Raw genomic sequence first — 21,708 nt, 5'->3', positions numbered from 1 at the left:
TACGCGTTTCTACTCTGGCTGCCAAGGTGTTATCGCGAAGTCGAAATTGCCTGAAATACGCCACTTTTCCCGCCGTCTTTGTACAACAGCTTCACCTGTTCCACGACCATTCCCCGATCCATCGCTTTGCACATATCATACACGGTCAGAGCCGCCACACTACAAGCGGTGAGCGCCTCCATTTCAACGCCCGTCTGATAGGCTGTCTCCACCTTTGCTTGAATCGACAGGACGGCCTCGGTGCGCTCCTCGACTTCGTCTGCAAAGGTGAGCTCCAGCGAGACGTGGTGCAGCGGAACGTGATGGCACAGTGGAATTAAGTCGGACGTCTTTTTCGCTGCCATAATTCCTGCCAGTTGCGCGATGGACAGCACGTCCCCTTTGCGAATCGCTTGATGTACAATAGCATCGCGGGTCGAAGGTTGCATGCGTACCAACGATTGCGCGATGGCGACTCGATTCGTCGTCGGCTTGTCCGAGACGTCGACCATCACTGGGCGACCGTCTGGTGTGAGGTGTGTAAACTTAGGTTCCGTTGACATCGCTGTTCCTCCCTATGACCGTTGCGTCACATACGCCATAAACTCTGTCACGAGGTGACCAAACTTGCAACTACACGTTCGGCTGTTCGCCAACTTGCGCGAAATATTTGAAGCTCAGCAGATCACGATGGAAGCCCCGGACGGGCTCGAGGTAAACGGCGTCGTCCCCTTGTTGATGGCGCGCTACCCGGAGGCAGTGCCGGCCCTCACCAATGTCATGGTGGCTGTCAATCAAGTGTTGGCTCCCCCACACGCCGTGCTGCACCCGAGCGATGAAATCGCCTTGCTTCCACCTGTGGGCGGCGGATCGGTCCCGATTGAAGACAATCAGCTGTTGAAAATCTCCAGCGCGCCACTTGTCGTCGAAGAGGCGTATCGGCACCTCGAGGACGTCAACCACGGAGGCACGGTGATCTTCGTGGGAACCGTGCGCGAATGGACACGGGATAAACAGACCGCCTATCTGTCGTACGAGGCGTACGAGAGTATGGCCCTGTCGCAGATGCAGCAGATTCAAGCCGAAGTCGAAGCGCAGTTCGACGGCGTGACGACGCTGCAGTGGCATCGCGTGGGAAAGCTCAACCCGCTCGATATCGCGGTGATCTGCGGCGCCTCCAGCCCACACCGCAACAGCGCGTTTGAGGCGGCACGCACCTTGATTGAGCGCCTCAAAAAAGAAGTGACCATTTGGAAGAAGGAAGTCTACACGGACGGGGATTCCGTGTGGCAGGAGAACGCACAGAGCACAAGCGTAGATGAAATATAGTTTACTAATCTTCTAAACCGGCGCACTCGTTCATAGACTGGTAGAAAATCTTCAGTCGAGGAGCGCTGACCGGAATGTTCCCACACAAACTCCGTCACACGATCACGCAATTTGTCGCAGCAACCGTCGCGCTGATGGTCCTCGCCGCCGGTTGCTTTGGCGCCGTCATTTGTATGTTCGGCCAAGCCAACTTGCATCGGGTCGCGACGCTCGAGGCGTCCAAACTAGCCGATGTCGAGTTGAATCAGTTGGTCGGGACCGCAGACTACGCGAAAGACGAATCGGCCTCAGACAACACGGTGCTGCACGCCGTGAGCAGCACACTCCACCTGCCATTTACGGACCCGTTGACGATGTTGACTGGGCAATTGCCCGAAACACAGACGGAAGTGACGCAGAATACAAGCGGCCAATCCTCGCTCATTCAATCCATCACGTCTTGGGCGGCAACCACCAACAAAATCGCGATGGGCTGGCTCACCTCCACGTCGTCCTCGGCGTGCATTCAGATGCTAAAGGACAATCCGGGGATCAATGTCGCTTCGCCCACCTGGTTCACGTTAAAGGACGCATCCGGAAACATCTCGGGAACGGTGTTGCCAGACGTAGTCACCTACGCCCACCAGCACAACATCAAGGTGTGGGTGCTCGTCAGCAATGACTTCAGCTCGAGTTTAACCCATGCAGTGCTACAAAACCCAAAAGCCAGGGCCAATCTCATTGACGAATTGAGCTACCAGGCGAAGCTGTATCACCTCGACGGGATTAATGTGGATTTTGAAAACGTCGCAACGGCAGACCGGGATGCGTTTACCGCCTTCATGAAGCAGTTGCACGACACACTTTCCCCGGAAGGTGTCAACCTCTCGGTGGATGTGGCTCCAGACATCGTCCCGTTCAACGACAGCGCGGCGTTTTTTCACGCGGGTCTATCCGACTCGGTCGACGAGATGGTGCTCATGGCCTACGACGAACACTGGAGTGGTGACCAAGATCCGGGCCCCGTCGCGGACATGCCTTGGGTCACGCAATCGGTCAACGACCTCTTAGATACCGGCGTGCCAACAGATAAATTGGTCCTCGGCATGCCGTTTTACACGGAATTGTGGCACGTTCATACCAACGGCCACGTCACCAGTAAAGCGGTTGGTATCAGCAGCGACAGTATCGCGGGCGCGCTTGCGCAGTACCATGCACAGACCGGACAGTGGAATGACCCATTAGGTTTGATGTACACGCGCCAGCAGCAGACGGATGGGTACATGGAAATGTGGTATCCCTCACAAACGACGTATTCGGACGACTTGAATCTGGTGAATGAAAACGGATTGGCTGGGGTGGCGGTCTGGTCACTGGATTGGTCGGACAAAAAAACGTGGTCGTCTGTCGTGAGCGCGTTGCGAAACACAGTCTCTTGAGGCGTGGGGCGAGGTATAGATGGACAAGACACTGATTTGTCTGGGCTCTGGAACACTGATTGCCTACTTGGCCCTCACGTTGACGCGCCCGGACGTAGCGGCGGAGGGATTGGAGTCGAGCGTGGAAATGCTGCTTCAGGCAGCCCCTTGGATCATCGTCTCCATGTTTTCGGCGGGGCTCGTATCAGAACTGGTCGATCCCGCCCTCATCGCCCGCTTCTTCGGCACCGACTCTGGGCTTCTCGGCATTTTTATCGCGGCGCTAATGGGCACCTTGGGCACCGGATCGCGGTGGGCGATGTACCCTTTGGCGGCCGGTTTGTTGGCGGCGGGCGCAACGCCTGGCGCAGTGTTCGCATTCATGACTTCTTGGCAATTGGTCTCTGTCACGCGACTTCCTGCAGAACTGCCGTTTCTCGGCCTTCGCTTCACCGTCTACCGAACCGTCATCTCCATTTTGATGGCGTTTATTGGCGGCGTCCTATTCGACATCGTATGGGCTAAATTCCCACCCGAAAAGTAACGTCCGGACGTGGCCTGGTGTTCACCCTATCGACCAGGCCAAACAACCCAGTCAGATAGTGCGTGGGTCGTTCCCTCGTCGCTGACAATAAGCCCTGCCCACGTCTCTCGTCGATGCGCTTGGGCCCGTCATTGAACCGGACTTTCGCCCCCGGAGATGCGCAGCGCGTGATCGTGCCAGGTGACTTTCTCAATCGTCGTCTGGTTGACATCCGTTCGCGCCATCACGTAAAACACCTTGGGTAGTTCGTGACCGCGTACGTCCCAGGTCGTCGCGCGGGACGTAGTAAATGTTCATGATGTGTCCGTTCCACTCCGGGTCTGGAGAGTAAAAGATGACTTTCCCGTTCTCGTTGCGAATGTAAATGTGGGTGTGACGGTATTCTGCCATCGTGGCAACTGAATTCCTGCAGGCTTGTCCGCGATGGACAGTGGCAAGGCCTGGCTGGCGATGGCCGCCTGGCGCTTTGCGTCGTCCTCGGACTGGCCACATCCCACGAGCAGCACACTGGTGATAGCAACAGCACATAGGGTACGGACCTTCATGCGCACACTCCGTTTCTGATGGCTTCATACTTGTAGACTGTGCCACGACTACACAGTTATGCCCAATCGGTTACAATGGTCATAACTGACTCCCGAATGCTAACGATGTAGGAAGAAGGCCACTTGCATGAACCACCTTACGCTTGGGGACGGAAGCGTCATCTCCTATGTACGGGTTCCTCCCCGCGCGCGACAAGTGCGGGTTATCCTGCGCGTGGTCGATGGAACGCTTCAGGTGAGCGCGCCCAGGCGAGTGATGCAGAGTTCCATCGAGCGAGTGATCAGACAGCACCAAACTTGGGTGTTGAATGAGCTCGAGAGGACCACGAACCGCATGAAACGACCGGTTGCCCCTGGAGATCGCATTTTGTTGTTCGGAAAAGATTGGACCATCGTGCAAACTTCCAATGTACAAGCGCCGGCGTGTGCCAAATCCGAACAGGCCATTCTCGTACCGCCGTACTGCTCAGACGCCGACTGTCATCGAGCGGTGTACGAACTGCTCCGAGAAATTGCGGCACAGCGGCTGCACCCGTTCGCACAAGCCCTTGCACAACAGTTTCACCTCGTGCCGAATCGGATTGTAGTAAAGGAGCAAAAACGCCGTTGGGGAAGTTGTTCGAGTAAGCGGAACATCAATTTGAATTGGCGGTTAATCCAAGCCCCGCAAGACGTGCAAGCGTATGTCGTCGTCCACGAGCTGGCCCACCTCGAGCAGATGAATCACAGTGACCAATTTTGGAAACTAGTGCGAGCGATGATGCCAGAGTTTGAAACACACCGAAACTGGCTGTACCGCCATGGCGAGCGCCTGCACGATTTACAGCCAGATGGAATGTTCTTTAATACGCGGTGAGCGTTTCGGAGTGCGGAATAAAATACCGCACTCCTTCCACTAGTCATTCCTAAAGCGGGGTGGTTAACAAGCAGTCGTCGGCACTGCGTAAGGAACTAACAGGATAAACAGCACGAAGATAATCAGGAACACAACTGCCCAACGGGTGTACCCACCAAATGCTCCGTACATTTCTACACCCCCTCATTGGAATCTGGTGTAGCGTATGTGGTGCAAGCAGAGCGGGATTGAGTCAACCGCCCGTGGCAGACTGCGATGGTTTTTCATATGCTGTGGTTTCGGCCGCCCGATGACGGCCGCTCTCGCAACTCGAACGACTGTACGTTACGCTGTTGCTGCAAAGCGTAGCGCAATCGCCAAAAACGCTTTGACGCCCACACGCAAAGCGTCTTCGTCGATGTCAAAGCGAGGGTGGTGATGCGGGAACATCACGCCCTTTTCCTCGTTCTGAATACCCGTGAAGAAGAAGATCCCAGGCGCAACCGTTTGATACGCTGAAAAGTCCTCTCCCCCCATGGTCGGAGCCGTGGATGTCACCATATCCGCTCCAAAGGCTTCGACGAGCGCGTCCTGAACAAACGCGGTCAGCTGTTCATCGTTGATCACCGGACGATAGCCCTTGTCGTACCGAAACGTGTAGGACGCGCCGTGGGCCTCGGTGATTCCGCGGACGATGCGCTCCATCCACGCCGCTGCATCGTCTCGCAGTTCCTCCCGGAAGGTGCGCACGGTTCCGCAGAGCTCAACCGACCCTGGGATGACGTTGTCCGCCGTACCGCCGATAAACTTCGTGACGCTGAGGACGAACGGATGAAGCGGATCTTTCAGCCGCGATGCCACGTGTTGGAGATTCGTGACCACCTGCGCGCCGATGGCGATGGGATCGACGTTCAAATGCGGCTGTGCAGCGTGGCCACCCCGACCGAGAATCGTAATGTAGAACGTGTCAGGAGACGCCATCAGCTCACCTGCCCGTATGCCAATCCTCTGGGTTTCCAGCGGCTGCCACAAGTGCTGACCGACGACGGCATCGACGCCATCGAGCACGCCCTGCTCCACCAGTTCTGCCGCACCACCGGGAAGCAGTTCTTCCGCGTGCTGAAACACGAATAGAATGTCGCCCGCGATGTCAGCTTGGCGCTCTGCGAGCACCTTCGCCGCGCCGAGGAGCATGGCGGTGTGCCCATCGTGGCCACAGGCATGCATCACGCCCTCCTTCTGCGAACAGTAGGGAACGTCGTTCTCCTCGTAGATAGGCAGCGCATCCATGTCCGCGCGCAGGGCGAGCGTCTTGCCGGGCCGGGCACCGGATAGCCGCGCCACAACGCTGGTCGGCGTGGGCCGAGTCAGCTGGAGATGAGGAAACGTCGACAATCGGTCGTACACGAACTGTGCTGTCTCTCTTTCCTGAAAGGACACCTCTGGATGTTGGTGCAGATGGCGGCGCCAAGCGATGACATCCTCTTCCACCGACTGGACCATCGAATCAATTGACAACACGTTCAATGCCATGTGCCCCGCTCCTAACGAAAGATGTAGTCTCTTCACTCACTATCTAAGTTATCACGGATTGACTCCACGCCGACAGACGTTTTGGCATTTTTCTCGCGATCCGACGCGCCGTGCTAGTTCGTTTCTGGAACACCGATCAACCATTCACCAAGCGCGCGGTCATCGACCTGATGCCCCACATAGAACGGCCCAAATTCAGCGAAACGGGCGCTGGATTCGTCGAATCGCATCTCGTAGACCAACTTCTTGAACTGAAGCGGGTCATTCGCGAACAACGTGACGCCCCACTCCCAATCGTCCAAACCGACGGATCCACTGATGATCTGCTTCACAATTCCCGCGTACTGTCGGCCGATCATACCGTGCGCCTTCATGAACTCACGCCGCTCCTCCTCGCTGAGCATAAACCAGTTGTCCTGACCGAGGCGGCGCTTGTTCATTGGGTAAAAACAGATATGCGAATGCGTCGGCATAGACGGTTTCAGGCGAGCTTGAAGCGCCTCGTCCTGCTCGATATCGACGCCAGGTCTCGCGTTGTAGCCGCCCAACTCCACGACCGAGATGTAGGAGTAGGTAGAATCGCTGAGAGAAAACAGCCTGGTTCGTGCCATCTGTGCCTTCAGCTGACTGAGTTCCTCGATGGTCGGGCGCATGTGAATCACCAACAGGTCAGCCTTGCTCCCCGCGATGATGAATTGACCAAAACTACCTTGGCGAGCGTCTTGAAGCTTGCGCTGCTCGTCGGCAAACTGGTTCCACTCCCGCAGAACGAAGTGCTGCTCTCCTTCACTCAAGCTCTTCCATCTATCCCAACGGATCGTCCGAAACTCGTGATACACGTACCACCCATCCAACGTGATTGGTGCACTCATTCTAAACAGACCTTCTTTCGTATGTAAGGTAGCCCGCTATATTATACCAACCCTGAGCGGCAGAATCGAAATCTTCACCTCTTCTTGTCGACAATTGCGGGGTACTCTACGAAACGGTCATGAACGCCGCGAGAGATTCATAGATTGAGTGTATGAGCCATTGCATCGGACACGTTCACTTTCAACAGGCGTTTTCAACGCTAGTAACGGTAGTATGGAGAGGAGAATGGGTTGTGAGAACGGCAATTTGTACCGTGGCGGCCGTGTTCGGGGTGTACGTCGTCATTAGTGGGTTCTGGATAGCAGAAGCCGGGGCGACCAACGACATTCCTCAGCTGGCGGCAGCAGGCGTGGCGGAATTGATCGTCGCCCTCGCGAGTTTGCTAGGCGCGGGACTCATCTTCTGGAATCGGTGGGTCGCCCTGGCGATGTTTGGCATCGCGACACTCTGGTCCGCATGTGTGGCCATTATCTATTTCGACGAAACGGTGTGGATATGGTGCGGCGTCGCCCTCGTGCTCGCCCTGAGTTGCGCGTGGGTGCAAAGAAGACGACGCCCGTCGGACCAGCGGCAAGGGAACCCGCGCCTTTCCGAGCTTTCACCCGAATGACTTCCGCAGACGCAAGCGCCGATTGGCCCGAAGGGCTAACAGGGTACAGACCAGGGTGCGTCCTTTCGCCCCCTGGTCTGACCCGAGTCGCAGAACTCTATGAATTTCAGTTTGTCTCGCCGAGGAAATGGTGAGTCAAATCTTGAACGGCACCCTGTATCTCTTCCTGAATGTCTTCATTTTCGTCGACCCACTTCTCATCTTCCTCTTGATACAAGATCTCAATGTCCAACTCCTGGTCTGCGTTCATCCAACCGCGCACGGTGACGACGGTGCGCAAGTCGTCGAGACCCACTTCTCCCCCGGTTACGACCAATTCCCCGTCGTCATCCCGCTCAAATTTCAACAGGTCGATATCGACGCTCGCAAGGGAAACCGTTCGCCCCGATTCGTCGGATGCCTCGTCTTCGACCACGTCGGAACGCCCGACAGCATCCCAATCCAAATCGTTCATGTATACACCTCGTTTAGGAAACTGTTCACACCGTCCCCTATTTTGCCCTAAACTACGATAGAAAAACAAACCGTACGCCGGCTAGGGAACAAGGCGAGACAGCAGTTCACTCCCCACCCCCCGACTGGCTTGCACCCGCACCAGATTCGACAAGCGCCTTCGCCAACTCAATCTCGTCGTGAATTGCGATGCCGTGATCACCGACGAGCGGAATGGCCGGTTTGATGCTCCGGGCGTGATCGATCGCTCCGGGGTACAGCGCCGCCAAACGATAGCCCCTGCGCTGGTAGAAGCGCAGCGCATCCACGTTGTCATTGCTCGTGATGAGCCATACTCGCGTGCGCCCTGCGTCGCGCGCCTGTGCCTCGACAGCCGACAACAACTTTGTTCCGACGCCACCGCCCTGATTCGTTGCGTTGATACTCATCAATTCGCAGCCCGCGTCGCCGTCGAACCGGTAAGTCGCGGCTCCAACCAGTTGTTTGCCCGTCCTCGCCACGATGGATTGCAAGTCGTCGAGATGGTAGACGTGACCGCGACTGACCATCCTGTCACCTCCCCACTCACTCCGCCAGAGTGCTCTAAGCCAGCGCTCCTCTTCCACACCTTTCGCGAAGGAGATTTGTACCTCTGCCTGTTCTGCCACAAAAGTGCCTCCTATCTCGCTCCTAGTCAGAACTGTCGCGCAAAAGCCCCCACGGGCGTCTCCAAGTGCCGCGCGCGGTCGCTGTCCGCTTGCTGTTGGAAAGCCCGCGGCAGGTTCTACCCTCGCTAATCATACTAGGTTTCCACAATACAGCGTGGAGAAGAACGCTATACATAAGGAGGTGGACCCGCGGGCGCATCCGCCCACGCGCCGCGATTCGCTCGACTGCCGACCGCAAGACTTTAGCCGTGCAACAGATAGGCTTTTGTCCCTGCCGTCAACTGTCACGGGGCACATATGTTTAGGCATCAGGAGAAATACCCATTCCGAGGAGGCAAATATCAATTATGTACGATCTATACCGTCAAATGGCTCCCCAACCCGGCCAACAGCCGTACTATCCACAACAACCCTATCAACCCCAGTACCCGCAGCAGTATCCGGCCCAAGCCGAGGCCTATCCGGCGGCGCACACTCGAGTAGAAGAACGTTTGGCGCGCCATGAACGCCGATTAGATAGAATTGAACGCAGACTGAGCCGGCTCGAAAGAATGCAGCAAGCAAAACCCCGCGCGCTCGACGACGACTCCCTGCCATCTGGGTGGTGGGCGTAACCGTCGCCCACAGCTCAGGTAGGTGTTTTATCGCTTCCGTCTGCGTCGGTTGCGCGGTGAATGGGTTGGCAAGGCACGTTCGCCGACCCGCGCTCGCTCGACCGACGCCCGGAACCGCTCTCTCGCGGAATACGCCCGTCCGATTCCTCGTCTGTCCATCGACATCGCACATTTCCCGCTCACCCTGCCCCAGGACCGCAGTCCCGTTCACGGTAGCCTCTCATACCCATCGAAATTGACGATTGATTCAGAATAAAACAAATGGTACCCTGCAGACATCAGATGACTTAAACATCGGGTCAGCTATATACAGGAGGTGACCACATGGGGCTTGGCCCTGTGCAACAAGCCAAAACGTATGAACTCGTCATCGGGCGGCTGAAACAGGCCATCCTCGACGGGACGTTTGCGCCCGGCAGCCGCCTACCTTCAGTCAAGTCGCTATCGCAAACGCTAGGCGTTGGTCAAGCTGCCGTCCGCGAAGCCATCAGTGCGTTGCGCGCGTCCAACCTCGTCGAGGTTCGGCACGGCCACGGCACGTTTGTTTCTCCGTTGGACGCCGACAATCTCACACATAGTATTGAACGTCTTGAGCTGATGTCGAACTACGACGTCCAGGCGCTCTTGGAACTGCGCATCTCGGTTGAAACGGGGGCCTGTCGCTATGCCGCCCGTCGGCGACAGGAACACCATCTCGAACGGCTGTCCCAAATTCTCTCCCGGATGGAAAGTGATTTAGGAAGTGCACAACTTGGTGAGAAGGCGGATTGGGACTTTCACTACGCCATCGCGAAGGCGAGCCACAACCGCTACATGCAAATTATGATGGACACCATCGCAGACAAAATTCAGTCTGCACTTCTCTCAAGCCGCCTCGCCCTCTACCAAATCCCCGGCGAAGGAAAGCGCTTGTTCGAGCAACACAAGGCCATTTTCGAGGCCATCGAAAAGCGCGACGAGGAAGTTGCTGCAACGGCGATGCAGCTCCATTTGCAACATGTGTTCAACCAACTCTCGGGAGGCGATGGTCCGTGAAGGTGAGTCTATTTGTCACGTGTGTCGTCGATAGCGTCTTCCCCAACGTGGGCGTAGCCATGACCCGCATCCTGCAGGCACAAGGGTGTGAAGTCCTGTTTCCGCCCGAACAAACCTGCTGTGGGCAACCATCTTTTAATAGCGGATACGCGGCCGAGTCGCGCGAAGTCGGCAAAACACTGCTTCGTGCCTTCGAGGATGCCGACGTGGTGGTGAGTCCGTCGGGTTCTTGTGTGGGGATGATTCGGCACTACTACCCGGAACTTTTCGCAAATAGTCGAGAATGGCATCAACGTGCCGTCGAACTCGCGGACAAAACGTTCGAATTCTCTCAATTTATGGTGAACATTTTGAACGTGACCGACGTCCGCGCACGCTTTCCACATACGGTTACATACCACCCCTCCTGTCACGGTTCCCGGCTACTTGGCGTCAAGGATGAACCGCTACAACTGCTCACGAGCGTGCAGGACATAAATCTCGTCGAGCTGCCGTATGCTCGCGACTGCTGTGGCTTCGGTGGGACGTTTTCCGTGAAAATGGGCGATATTTCTGGCGCCATGGCCGACGAGAAGGCGGAGCACGTCGAAGAAACTGGCGCACAAGTCCTGGTGGGAACGGACATGGGCTGCCTCATGAACATCGGCGGCCGATTACAGCGTACCAATTCACAGGTGCGAGTCATGCATCTGGCCGAACTCTTATACGAGGGGATGCAAATAGCGAAGGAGGTGACGACGGCATGACAGCGGATACAAAAACAGCTGCCGGTGTCCTCGACCGGGCGCAAATCGCCATGAAGGATGAGTTCTTGCGCAAAGCGGTGCGCTTCACAACAGACCGGCTGCGAAACAAAAAACAGACCGTCACGGAGTCGTTTGGCAATTGGGAGGCCTGGCGTGAGCGCGGGGAGGCAATTCGGGCACACACCATCGCCAATTTGGACGTATATCTTAGCCAATTTGCAGAAAAACTCGAGGCGCTGGGTGCAACTGTGCACTTTGCAGCAAACTCAGCCGAAGCCGTGGGCGCCGTTCAAGCCATCGTGCGCGAAAAGGATGCGCACAAGGTGGTCAAATCAAAATCGATGGTGTCTGAGGAGATTCATATCAATCACCACCTCGAACAGATGGGTGTGGGCGTCGTCGAAACCGACCTCGGCGAGTATATCATTCAACTTGCAAACGAGGCGCCTTCACACATCATCATCCCCGCCATCCACAAGAACCGCGAGCAGATCCGCGACCTTTTCGCAGCTGCAGGTGCCAAACACCTCTCCACGGAGACCCGCGACTTGACGGCCTTTGCGCGGCAACGGTTGCGGGCCGAGTTTCTCAGTGCCGACATCGGTATCACCGGCTGTAACTTTGGCATCGCAGACACCGGCTCCATCGTCCTGTTCACGAATGAAGGCAACGCAGATATGGTGATGAACCTGCCAAAGACGCACATTGTCATCATGGGCATGGAGCGCGTCCTCCCCACGCTCGCAGATCTCGAGGTCATGGCTCACCTTTTGCCAAAGAGCGCAACCGGCCAGAACGTCATCACCTATATGTCGATGGTGACGGGACCAAAACACGCCGAAGATGGCGACGGAGCGTCCGATATGCACGTCATCATCCTCGACAACGGCCGCTCGAAACAACTAGGTGACCCACAGTTCCAATCCATTCTCAACTGTATTCGCTGTGGGGCGTGCCTCAACGTGTGTCCAGTCTACCGACAAATCGGCGGGCATGCGTATGGTTCCGTCTACCCCGGGCCGATAGGGGCAGTGCTTTCCCCGCTGTTAAACGACGGCGAGGAGTTTCGCGACTTACCGTACGCATCCAGTCTCTGCGGGGCTTGTTACGAGGCTTGTCCCGTGCGAATTCCCCTACATGATATGCTCGTACACCAGCGGCAGCGACAGGTTGCAAACGGGCACGGAAAGCGCATGGAGCGACTTGCATTTCAAGGATATAAAAAGGTCTTCGGACGTTCTAGTCACTACAGATTTGCCATCCGCCTCGCGCGATCGTTTCAAAATCCATTGGTGAAGGACGGAAAAATCAAGGCGAAAATCGGTCCGTTGGCCGGATGGACGGCGAGCCGAGACTTCCCCAAGGTCCCCAAGAAATCGTTCCGCGATTTGTGGCCAAAGCTCACAGAAGGGGGTAGCCAACGTTAACAAGACTGATTTCTTGGCGAATGTCGCGACGCGTCTCGGCCGCACACTGGGGGCTCCTCCAAGCCCAAGGCCGGTCGTCGGCGTCCCGGAGTTTTGGGCGCAGCGTTCGCTAGCCAAAGAGGCCCTGGTGGCGCGGTTCACCGAACGCTTTACAGCACTGGCAGGAGACATCGAGTTTTTCGACACCGAAGCCGAGCTCCTGAACCGCCTAGATGGGCTCATCCTGGAACTGTCGCCGCGACAGGTAGGCGCGTGGGGGCGAACTGCCGATTGGCGCGTCGACGTGGAACCCATCCTCGCGAAATGGTCTGCCCTTCGCTTCGATGAGACGACACCCCATGAGTTTGCCGACGTACAAGTGGGCATCACAGGCTGCATGTGCGCAATCGCCGACACCGGAACGATTGTGATGACGAGCGACAGAGCGAAGGGCCGCGGCACGCACGTGCTGCCCCTTGTCCACATCGTGGTGATGACCGAAGACCAGGTCTACCTTCGCCTCGGCGAAGTCTTTCCCGCCCTCCCTCCCGACAGATTGCCGGCGTCGGTTCATTTTGTGAGTGGCCCAAGCCGCTCGTCGGACATTGAAAACGACCAAAGTATCGGGGTCCATGGCCCTGCGAGGGTGACCGTACTGATGCTCAAGGGGGGCAAAACGACGAAGTAGGGGGCAGTGTGAACTGCCCCCTACCGATGTCGCTTCGCACAAGCTCGGTCGCGCCCCGATACTCCACAACCTGCACTGCGGGGCTTCAAACTCACCAACTACTGCCCCCTATCCCGCGACTCGCGATGTGCTCCTGATAGCCACTTTCGAGGAAGGCGCGCATCGGATCCACGGGAAGTCCCTGTTCTTCGCGGACGGCGGTCAAAAGCGGCGTGACATCCATCTCAAATGCGCTCCGCACGGCGTTTTCGGCACCCAGGACATCATTCTTGGCCTGCAGTGCCCGCACGTCGTCGTGATTGATGAGCAGCGCCTTTGCATACTGCGTTTGAATGTTGGCTATCGAGCGGATCATCGCCGGAATTTTCGGTTCAATCGAGTGGCTCTGGTCAATCATGTACGCGATGTTCTCCGCCGTTTCTCGGACGAGCGGATTGACATCTCGACTCGCTTCGAGGATCTGATAGAAGATCAAGAACAATTCGTACGGATTAGTCGATCCCACGATCAAATCGTCGTCCGCGTACTTCCGACTGTTGAAGTGAAACCCACCCAACTTCCCCTCGTCCAGCAAATACGACACAATATGTTCGACGTTCGTTCCAGGCGCGTGATGCCCCGTGTCAACCAGCACCTCAGCTTGAGGTCCCAATTTCGCTGCGGCGTTAAAGGCCATCCCCCAATCCGCCAAATCGGTATGGTAAAAGCCTGGTTCAAAAAACTTGTACTCAATCAACATCTTCATATTCGATGAGAGCGCTTGGTAGGTCTCTGCAAGTGCTTCTTGCAGCCACTGTTTCCGTCGACGAAGATGGGCTTGCCCGGGGTAGTTCGTCCCGTCCGCGAACCACAGGCTCAAGGCGTCGGAACCCACTTGCTTCATGACGTCCACGCACTCGAGCAGGTGATTTATGGCCTTGCGACGAATCTGCGGGTCCGCGTTCGTCACACTGCCAAGCATATAGTCGTCTTCCTGAAACACGTTCGGATTGACGGCGCCGATGCGCAGTCCGACAGACTCTGCGTAAGACCTGAGTTCGCCGTAGTCGTCCACCTTATCCCACGGAATGTGGATAGCCACAGTCGGGCAAGCGCCGGTCAACTGGTGAACCACGGCGGCATCGTCCAACTTCTCAAACGGATTGCGTGGCACGCCAACCTTTTTGAACACTTTGAAACGCGTGCCAGAGTCACCGTATCCCCAGGACGGGGTCTCAACTTTGAGCCCCGTCAACCGCCCCTTGACCCACTCGATGTCGATGCCTCTCTCGGCCTGCTGCTCCTCGAATAAGGCGTATGCCCTGTCACTCCATTGGCCCACGTGTACACACCGTCCTCCACGAAATGTTCAGTTCTTAGCGAGGAAATGCGGCAGCTACGCCACCATCGATGGTCAACATACACCCAGTGGTCTTCTCTGACCTCGACGACGCAAAGAACACAATCCCCTGTGCGATGTCGTCTGTCGTGATGTTGACATTCAAAATGGTGCGCCGGCGGTAGTGCTCCTCGAGCTGGTCAGGATGAATGCCATATGCGCGCGCGCGCTCTTCGCGCCACGCCGAGTTCCAGATGTTCGATCCCTGCAACACAGCATCCGGCAACACAGCGTTCACGCGAATGCCATGCGGGCCTCCTTCGACCGCGAGACAACGGGCCAGGTGGCCTTCCATCGCTTTAGCCGCGCTGTATGCCGCCGCGTCCTTGCCCGCGTACACGGCGTTTTTGGAAGTGACGAAGATCACAGAGCCGCCTCGCTGTTGCTCGACCATCACGCGAAACGCCTCGCGCGTCGTCAGGAAGTATCCAGTCCCAAGTACGTTCAGATTGCGATTCCAATCCTGCAGCGTCGTCTCCGTGAACGGAGAAGAACTTGCGAGACCCGCATTCGACACAAAAATGTCGACGCCGCCGTAGTTCAGCACCGCCTGTTGAAATGAATCAACCACCCGTTGTTCGTCGGTGACGTCGAGTGGCACCCCCACCGCAGTTCCTTCGCCAAATTCCGTGTTCAGCTGCGCGGCTAGGTTTGTCGCCGCTTCATGCGCCAGATCTGCGAGCACAATATGTGCCCCCTCTGCGGCCATCAGACGAGCCGTCGCACTGCCGATACCGCCAGCCCCACCAGTGATATAGGCGACTTTGTGAGCCAGTTCCTCGTCGCGTGGCGCCAACGACAATTTATAGAGCTCAAGTGGCCAATACTCGACGTCGAACGACTCCTTTTCCCCAAGCGACACGAACGTCCCCAAGGTCGTTGCCCCCTTCATCACCGACACAGCGCGACGATACAACGCGATGGCGACATTCGACATCTTTTTGTTCTTGCCCGTGCCAATGGCTCCTACCCCAGGGATCAGAATGACGCGCGGATACGGGTCGTGCATGGGGACGTCGAGATCGACGTGTGTCTCGTAGTACGTGATGTATTCATCTTTGTACTCATTGAGGCCACTGCGAATTTGTTCCTTCAGCGACTGAACGTCGCCGGAGCTTGGGTCCCAATCGACATATAAGGGTTTGCGCTTCGTGTGCACTAAGTGATCCGGACATGCGGCACCCACTTGCGACAACGTTGCGGCGTCCTGGCTGCCGACAAACTGGAGGAAGTCTTCGCCGTCGTCGTACGTGAGGATGGCATGGCGAAACTCGGAGACGATGCCGCGAATAGTTGGCATGACAGCCGCTGCAGTCGCCGTCCGCGCTTGTACAGGCAAGGTGACGTACTTCTGACCGCCAAACAGCGTCTTCTGATTGAGGCGCTCTGCAATGTAGTCGGCCGCTTGTGCGACGATGCGCTTCGTGTTCGCGTAACACGCCTTTGAAGTATCTCCCCAGGTGATCAAACCATGCTTCTCCATGAGCACCAATTCACACTTCGGGTTCTCGCGTACCGCCTGGCCAATCATCCTCGACAGCTCGAAGCCAGGGCGAATGTACGGTACCCACACCGCCCTATCTCCAAAGATCTCGTCGGCGAGTAAGCGGCCGTTGTCGCTGCAACACAGGGAAATGATGCTGTCCGGATGCGTGTGATCGACGTGCGGGAAGGGAAGAAATGCGTGGAGTAACGTCTCGATGGACGAGCGAGGATGCTTGCTATCCAACATACAGCGCGCGAGATAGGCGACCATTTCCTCGTCCGACATCTGGTCCCGTTCGAACAGCGGCAGCACCTCCGACAGGCGCAACGCCGTAAAGCTTCGCTCGGTCGCCTCCGCCAGGTCGGAACCGCTGCCCTTGACCCACAGGACGTCGATCTCCCGCCCCATATGGTCCACTGTCCGACATTTTGCGGACGTATTGCCACCCCCCCAGTTACACACGCTCCGGTCGGCACCAAGCTGATTGGATCTCTGTACCAACGCCTGCAAACTTGTCACTGTCTCCGTCGTCACCATCTTTATTCGCCTCCTGTTTACACGCTATATCGTTAGGTTGTGAGCCGCCGCTTGCTTCGCGACGATGCGTTGAAACGCGTCGTATCCACCTGCCCAAACGTCCGTATCTCGCGGCAAGTATGACACCGGTTCGACAGACTGCCGGACGAGCTGTGTCAACTCCTCGATACCAGCCACTTCGCCAATGGCGAGCAGTTGGACCAACGCGTTGCCAGTGGCGCTCGCCTCGACCGGTCCTGTGATCACCATGCGATCCGTCGCATTGGCCGCAAATTGCGATAGCAACTGATTTTGCGATCCACCCCCGACGATGTGAATGGCCCCGTAGTGCTGACCTGTCACGAGTTCGAGTTGGTCGAGCACCATCCTGTATTTCAGTGCCAGCGACTCAAAGATGCCGCGAACCAGGGAACCGGAATCGGCCGGGGGACGCTGCCCGGTCTCAACGCAGATTTGACGGATTGTGTCCGGTATGTTTCCGACTTGTAGGAGACGGGGATCGTCGGGATCGAACATGTATGGAAACGGGGCCGCCATTCGTGCACGATGCACCAACCGCAAAATGTCAGAGGCCTCCCCGAGCGCCTCCAGTGCGCGCTGCACCTCCTGAATCAGCCAAAGGCCCATCACGTTCTTCAGCAACCGATAGTTCCCGAGCCCTCCCTCGTTTGTAAAGTTGAACTTGTCTGTCAAGTCGCCGATCACGGGCTCGTTGACCACGGTCCCCATCAGCGACCAAGTCCCGGAACTGATATACACGTAGTTCTGTTCACTGGCCGGCACGGAGACGACAGCTGCTGCGGTGTCGTGGGAGGCCGTGTGAACGACGCGGGTTGTCGCGAGTTGTCCCGTCTGTAGTAGTTCGTGGTCGCGAATGACGCCTAATACGTTTCCAGGCTGGGCGATGTCCGGCAATAACCGAGCCGGCAACTGCAGTTGTGAAGCTAAGTCGAGATCCCAATTTGCTGTATGTGCTTCGAGAAGTTGGGTGGTCGTCGCGTTGGTGAACTCTGCAGCCGCTTCCCCCGCGAGGAAGAAGTTCAGCAGATCAGGCAACAGCAATAACTGGTTCGCTGCGGCCACCAAATTTGCGTTCTCCTGGACCATCGCGTAGAGCTGATAGAGCGTATTGAACGGTTGCAACTGAATCCCTGTTCGCTGGAACAGTTGCGATTTTCCGATGTGCGATACCACTTCGCGCATCGCGTTGACATTGCGGGGATCTCGGTAGTGCCGCGGCAAATCCAACAAGTGCCCGCCTGCGTCGAGAAGTCCAAAATCCACCGCCCAGCTGTCAATGGCCATGGACTCAATGTGTCCGTGCGTTTTGACGACCTCGGCAATCCCCCACTTCATCTCTTGGAAAATGCCGTACACATTGGTGTACATTCGGTTTGAAATGTGAACGGGGTGATTGCGAAATCGTCGAACCTCTTGCAGACTCAACGCCTCACCGTTAAACGCCGCACGCATGACGCGTCCAGATGATGCCCCGAGATCCACGGAGAGCAAATTGAGCACAGTCTGTCACCCCCTAGAGCGGTTCATCGAAAGCGTTTACGTCTAGTCTCCTCGTTGGGCGCAAGGAAATCATGGCCGATCTCGCCGTCAACATGGTGCATCTCGACACCTTGTTCCCCGGTCTTTGCGCCCACCTATCCACCCTAGGCCGCCACATCGACACAGGTATCCAAATACCGATGTCACACCCAGTCCGTCATTCTGTCCGCCAATGTAGCTGTGTGGAACTTCAGCTGTGTGCCGTCGGGATCGAGAAAATTGATGGTCCACCCGCCGCCGCGTTCCACCGGCCCGCGAATCACGCGAACGCATTTCTGGCGCAATCGGTCGGCCATCGCATGGAAATCCCCAGGAAGCCGTCTTGCCCTTACAATCAAATCCGCGAGCAAGTTCCGTCCAACCCCACGCCGTCGCGCCTCGTTGGCGACGAACATCGCCTGCAGACTAGCCTTGTGCCTGACCTTCATGGCCATCTCGCGCACGAACGTCGCAGTTCCGACGAGCCGATTGTCCGGAGCAAACGCCCCACGTGTGAACTTGTCATCCGTCGGGTGCAGTTGAGACGCAATCTCTTCGATCGGCCTGGACGCGTAGTCGCCGTACGTCGTGAGGAACGACTCCGGATTTTCGCGCAGGGCTTGCATGCGTATATCCCGATACCTTTTTGCATCCTTTTGCGTCAAGATGCGAATTGAACTGGCCCCACATCCGCAAGGGACGTGAGACCGTGGTACCACCCTTATTCGCCGGGTCCTCGACCCGACGCACGCTTCAATACGGAAATCAGGATTGCTTTGTCAAAGTCGTTCTAATTGGGATTTTTTTCATAATACACAGCGACGTCCAATCCCGTCAATGGCGTTTTACGGTTTGACTGCAGGCATCCCCCTTCCGAGTTTGAGGCGCCGAAGCAACAAGCTATTCGAGACGACGCTCACGGAGCTCATCGCCATCGCTGCTCCGGCGACAATTGGGCTTAACAGGCCAAGCGCGGCGAGCGGGATGCCCAGGCTGTTAAAAATGAACGCCCAGAACAGGTTCTGGCGTATTTTTTTCATCGTCGCATTGGAAAGTCTGATGGCGTCGATTACCCCGTGGGTGTTTCCGCGCATGAGGGCGATGTCGGCCGCTTCCATGGCGACATCTGTACCCGTGCCCATTGCGATACCGATGTCCGCGGCAGCCAATGCCGGTGCATCGTTGATCCCGTCACCCACCATCGCCACGACCCGGCCAAGTTTACGGAGACCCTCAACCTTTGCCGATTTGTCACCTGGTAAGACGCCAGCCATCACGTGTTGGATACCGACTTCTTCCGCGACGCAGCACGCTGTGCGCTCGTTGTCCCCGGTGATCATCCATACCTCAATGCCCATCTGTTCCAGTTCCTCAATGGTGTCCCGCGCGTCGTCCTTCACCGCGTCGGCTATCGCCAGAACGCCTAGGATGTGCGCTTCGGATGCGACGATGACCGCCGTCTTCCCCGACGCTTCAAAGTTGCTGAGTACTTCGTCGGGGAATGACGCCACTCCGTTCTCCGCCAGCCAGCGACGGTTCCCCACGCGAATGATGTCCCCGTCCACAACACCTTTCACTCCCTTACCAGGTAAGGCCTCGACGTCGGACGCATCGACCCTTTTCTCCCTTTCGTCGGTCGCGCGTCTCACGACGGCCGCGGCAAGTGGATGTTCGCTTTGACGCTCGAGTGCGGCGCTTTGGAGCCTTGTGCATTGTCGACCAGTCGTATTACTTGAGCCAGTGCCGTATCCGCACCAACCCTGGTGACTTCCATCGTAAACGCGCCCGTTTGATAGACAGATGCCCCGACGACCAATGCCCCCATCGCTTTCGAAACGGGCATCGATTCACCCGTCAAAAATGATTCGTCTACAGTGACGTTGCCCTCTATCACGACGCCGTCGGTTGGAACTTTCTCTCCGGGTCTCACCCGAACCTTGTCGCCAATGCGAAGTTCCTCCACGGCAACGTCCGTCTCCACGCCATCCCTGACGACATGGGCTACTTTCACACCGAGCTTGGCCAATGCCTCAATGGCAACACCCGACTTTGCCGTGGCTCGAGATTCGAGTAACTTCCCCATAAAGACCAACGTCACGACCGCCGCCGAACTGTCAAAGAACACGTCGTGCTTCCCGAGGACTGTCAAAACGGCACTATCTACATAAGCGACCGACGTACCCAAAGCGATCAGCACATCCATATTGGCTGCACCCCCGCGCAGGGAGTGATACGCCCCTCGATAAAACCTCCAGCCGACATAGAACTGTACGGGCGTCGCGAGGACCCATGACACCCAGTTGGGCAAAAACCTCATTCCGCCGACGAGCATGTAGAGCATTTGCACAACCAGAGGTAGCGTGAGCACGACTGAAACCCAGAACTTCATGACCGCTCGTGTGTAATCCCTGTCCCTTTTGTCCCGCTCCTTCTGTAGAGAAGATTGAGATGCGAACTTTGCCCCATAGCCAGCCTTCTCCACAGCCCGAATTAGGTCAGATTCCTCGACCGCACCGGGCATATACGAGATGCGCGCCTTCTCGGTAGCCAAATTGACGTTGACCGACTTGACGGCGTCGATTCGTGCAACGACCTTTTCAATGCGAGCTGCACACGCGGCACATGTCATTCCTTCAACAAGCAGGGTCAATTCCCTGATATCTGCCACAGGTCACAACTCCTCCTATGCCGTCTTACGACTGCGTAACCTGACGAATCACTTGCATCAGTTCGTCAATTTTCCCCCGCCACCGGACGCGTTTGTCAACGCCTCACGTTTCACCCTTTCTTTCTTAAACAAAACCATACCCCCGTAAGGTATATACGTCAAGTTAAGTCTCCATTAGTTAGGCATCGGGATGTAGATTGTCCATGTGTAGCGCGGCTAACCAAAGATGATGGAGATACGACCGCGCAACTGAACGCACCAACGAGCGACACCTCATTGCTTGTGCGTCAGGATGCGTCGTGTGACACGCCGCGGGTGACGGATAGATACAGCAAAAACTCAATGGCGAGCAACAAACATTGAATGAGCCAGATCACTTTGTTTTCAATCATCCCAATGAGCATGACGCTCATGGATATACTCATCAGCGACGCGATACCCGACTCGATGACATCGAGCACGTTCAACGGTTTCATCGAGAGGATGAGCGGAACACAAACAGAGAGCAGCGGCAAGATGACAGCGATCATTTTACTTCCAGTCGCGAGTTCGACGAACATCGAGAACACAAAGGCGAGCGACATACTGTTCAACATGCAGACTCTCATTCGAAACGGATCCCTGACGTGATGAAGTTGCACAAGTGTCCGATAACATACGATAAAACCGAGACAAGACCCGAGAAAACTCGTCACGAAGAGCATCGCGCCACCCCTGATCACCGTCGTCTTGTTGCTACATGCCCCACATCGGTATCCTATGCTTCTGCGAGCAAAGCTTGCCTACATCTGCGAGGTGCTGTAACTCCCCGAATCCGCTCCCTGGCGACTTTGCAGCTTCAAACCTGCAAAAAGTCGTCGCGACGA

General features: G+C 56.6%; 23 protein-coding genes. 9 read left to right on the top strand and 14 right to left on the bottom strand.

The window, feature by feature from the left end:
- Positions 1 to 29: 29 nt before the first annotated feature.
- Entirely contained in the window at positions 30 to 542 is a 513-nt protein-coding gene (gene moaC / locus NZD89_RS13635) for a cyclic pyranopterin monophosphate synthase MoaC (protein ID WP_268008229.1), read from the bottom strand.
- 64 nt (positions 543 to 606) lie between these two features.
- Here moaC and NZD89_RS13630 point away from each other — a divergent pair, with 64 nt between their 5' ends.
- The 3 genes from NZD89_RS13630 (at position 607) to NZD89_RS13620 (ending at position 3,249) form a co-directional block, all read left to right on the top strand.
- Positions 607 to 1,308 carry a molybdenum cofactor biosynthesis protein gene (locus NZD89_RS13630; RefSeq protein WP_268008228.1) on the top strand — a complete coding sequence of 234 codons (702 nt, stop codon included), beginning with the start codon at positions 607 to 609 and terminating at the stop codon, positions 1,306 to 1,308.
- A 74-nt stretch (positions 1,309 to 1,382) separates the two neighbouring features.
- Positions 1,383 to 2,726 (top strand): glycosyl hydrolase family 18 protein, encoded by a 1,344-nt coding sequence (locus tag NZD89_RS13625; RefSeq protein ID WP_268008227.1) that lies wholly within the window; start codon positions 1,383 to 1,385, stop codon positions 2,724 to 2,726.
- Between the two features lie 19 nt (positions 2,727 to 2,745).
- Positions 2,746 to 3,249, top strand: a complete 504-nt coding sequence (locus NZD89_RS13620) for a permease (RefSeq protein ID WP_268008226.1) — start codon at positions 2,746 to 2,748, stop codon at positions 3,247 to 3,249.
- Positions 3,250 to 3,542: 293 nt separating this feature from the next.
- Here NZD89_RS13620 and NZD89_RS13615 read toward each other — a convergent pair whose 3' ends face one another.
- The gene (locus NZD89_RS13615) at positions 3,543 to 3,794 is read right to left on the bottom strand and encodes a hypothetical protein (RefSeq protein ID WP_268008225.1); all 252 of its coding nucleotides are present in this window, start codon (positions 3,792 to 3,794) and stop codon (positions 3,543 to 3,545) included.
- 127 nt (positions 3,795 to 3,921) lie between these two features.
- Between NZD89_RS13615 and NZD89_RS13610 the strand changes: the two genes are divergently transcribed.
- A complete protein-coding gene (locus NZD89_RS13610) occupies positions 3,922 to 4,650 on the top strand; it encodes a M48 family metallopeptidase (protein WP_268008224.1) in 729 nt (242 codons plus the stop codon).
- Positions 4,651 to 4,974: 324 nt separating this feature from the next.
- Here NZD89_RS13610 and NZD89_RS13605 read toward each other — a convergent pair whose 3' ends face one another.
- Both NZD89_RS13605 and hemQ read right to left on the bottom strand, forming a co-directional pair.
- Positions 4,975 to 6,162 carry an amidohydrolase gene (locus NZD89_RS13605; protein WP_326492932.1) on the bottom strand — a complete coding sequence of 396 codons (1,188 nt, stop codon included), beginning with the start codon at positions 6,160 to 6,162 and terminating at the stop codon, positions 4,975 to 4,977.
- A 113-nt stretch (positions 6,163 to 6,275) separates the two neighbouring features.
- Positions 6,276 to 7,034: a hydrogen peroxide-dependent heme synthase gene (gene hemQ, locus NZD89_RS13600; RefSeq protein WP_268008223.1), complete on the bottom strand. Its 759-nt coding sequence runs from the start codon at positions 7,032 to 7,034 to the stop codon at positions 6,276 to 6,278.
- A gap of 233 nt (positions 7,035 to 7,267) precedes the next feature.
- On the opposite strand from hemQ, the gene NZD89_RS13595 reads away from it, so the two are divergent.
- Entirely contained in the window at positions 7,268 to 7,645 is a 378-nt protein-coding gene (locus tag NZD89_RS13595; protein WP_268008222.1) for a hypothetical protein, read from the top strand.
- Positions 7,646 to 7,751: 106 nt separating this feature from the next.
- On the opposite strand, the gene NZD89_RS13590 is transcribed toward NZD89_RS13595, so the two are convergent.
- The 3 genes from NZD89_RS13590 to NZD89_RS13580 form a co-directional block, all read right to left on the bottom strand.
- Complete coding sequence (locus tag NZD89_RS13590) at positions 7,752 to 8,099, bottom strand: hypothetical protein (protein WP_268008221.1); 348 nt, start codon at positions 8,097 to 8,099, stop codon at positions 7,752 to 7,754.
- 106 nt (positions 8,100 to 8,205) lie between these two features.
- Positions 8,206 to 8,745: a GNAT family N-acetyltransferase gene (locus NZD89_RS13585; protein WP_268008220.1), complete on the bottom strand. Its 540-nt coding sequence runs from the start codon at positions 8,743 to 8,745 to the stop codon at positions 8,206 to 8,208.
- A gap of 345 nt (positions 8,746 to 9,090) precedes the next feature.
- A complete protein-coding gene (locus NZD89_RS13580; protein ID WP_268008219.1) occupies positions 9,091 to 9,570 on the bottom strand; it encodes a hypothetical protein in 480 nt (159 codons plus the stop codon).
- Positions 9,571 to 9,683: 113 nt separating this feature from the next.
- Here NZD89_RS13580 and NZD89_RS13575 point away from each other — a divergent pair, with 113 nt between their 5' ends.
- Genes NZD89_RS13575 through NZD89_RS13560 form a run of 4 tightly spaced genes read left to right on the top strand, consistent with a single transcriptional unit; the run spans position 9,684 to position 13,234 of the window.
- Entirely contained in the window at positions 9,684 to 10,394 is a 711-nt protein-coding gene (locus NZD89_RS13575; RefSeq protein ID WP_268008218.1) for a FadR/GntR family transcriptional regulator, read from the top strand.
- On the top strand, positions 10,391 to 11,140 hold the full coding sequence (locus NZD89_RS13570; protein ID WP_268008217.1) for a (Fe-S)-binding protein: 750 nt from the start codon (positions 10,391 to 10,393) through the stop codon (positions 11,138 to 11,140). Before NZD89_RS13575 ends, NZD89_RS13570 begins: the two co-directional genes overlap by 4 nt.
- On the top strand, positions 11,137 to 12,567 hold the full coding sequence (locus NZD89_RS13565; RefSeq protein WP_268008216.1) for a LutB/LldF family L-lactate oxidation iron-sulfur protein: 1,431 nt from the start codon (positions 11,137 to 11,139) through the stop codon (positions 12,565 to 12,567). Before NZD89_RS13570 ends, NZD89_RS13565 begins: the two co-directional genes overlap by 4 nt.
- 13 nt (positions 12,568 to 12,580) lie before the next feature.
- On the top strand, positions 12,581 to 13,234 hold the full coding sequence (locus NZD89_RS13560; protein ID WP_268008215.1) for a LutC/YkgG family protein: 654 nt from the start codon (positions 12,581 to 12,583) through the stop codon (positions 13,232 to 13,234).
- 91 nt (positions 13,235 to 13,325) lie between these two features.
- Here the strand turns inward: NZD89_RS13560 and rhaI are convergent, their stop codons facing one another.
- The 7 genes from rhaI to NZD89_RS13525 all read right to left on the bottom strand — a co-directional run bounded on the left by rhaI (position 13,326) and on the right by NZD89_RS13525 (position 21,438).
- Entirely contained in the window at positions 13,326 to 14,555 is a 1,230-nt protein-coding gene (rhaI, locus tag NZD89_RS13555) for an L-rhamnose isomerase (RefSeq protein ID WP_268008214.1), read from the bottom strand.
- Positions 14,556 to 14,589: 34 nt separating this feature from the next.
- A complete protein-coding gene (locus tag NZD89_RS13550) occupies positions 14,590 to 16,635 on the bottom strand; it encodes a bifunctional aldolase/short-chain dehydrogenase (RefSeq protein ID WP_268008213.1) in 2,046 nt (681 codons plus the stop codon).
- A 24-nt stretch (positions 16,636 to 16,659) separates the two neighbouring features.
- Complete coding sequence (locus NZD89_RS13545; protein ID WP_268008212.1) at positions 16,660 to 18,156, bottom strand: rhamnulokinase; 1,497 nt, start codon at positions 18,154 to 18,156, stop codon at positions 16,660 to 16,662.
- A 182-nt stretch (positions 18,157 to 18,338) separates the two neighbouring features.
- Positions 18,339 to 18,893: a GNAT family N-acetyltransferase gene (locus tag NZD89_RS13540; protein ID WP_268008211.1), complete on the bottom strand. Its 555-nt coding sequence runs from the start codon at positions 18,891 to 18,893 to the stop codon at positions 18,339 to 18,341.
- A 126-nt stretch (positions 18,894 to 19,019) separates the two neighbouring features.
- Positions 19,020 to 19,823, bottom strand: a complete 804-nt coding sequence (locus NZD89_RS13535) for an HAD-IC family P-type ATPase (protein WP_268008210.1) — start codon at positions 19,821 to 19,823, stop codon at positions 19,020 to 19,022.
- Positions 19,820 to 20,842 carry a heavy metal translocating P-type ATPase gene (locus NZD89_RS13530; RefSeq protein WP_268008209.1) on the bottom strand — a complete coding sequence of 341 codons (1,023 nt, stop codon included), beginning with the start codon at positions 20,840 to 20,842 and terminating at the stop codon, positions 19,820 to 19,822. Before NZD89_RS13530 ends, NZD89_RS13535 begins: the two co-directional genes overlap by 4 nt.
- Positions 20,843 to 21,129: 287 nt before the next feature.
- On the bottom strand, positions 21,130 to 21,438 hold the full coding sequence (locus NZD89_RS13525) for a hypothetical protein (protein WP_268008208.1): 309 nt from the start codon (positions 21,436 to 21,438) through the stop codon (positions 21,130 to 21,132).
- Between the last annotated feature and the right edge of the window lie 270 nt (positions 21,439 to 21,708).

The sequence above is a fragment of the Alicyclobacillus fastidiosus genome (assembly GCF_026651875.1).
GTDB classification, from domain to species: Bacteria; Bacillota; Bacilli; order Alicyclobacillales; family Alicyclobacillaceae; genus Alicyclobacillus; species Alicyclobacillus fastidiosus.
This window is presented reverse-complemented; position numbering and strand designations above follow the sequence as displayed.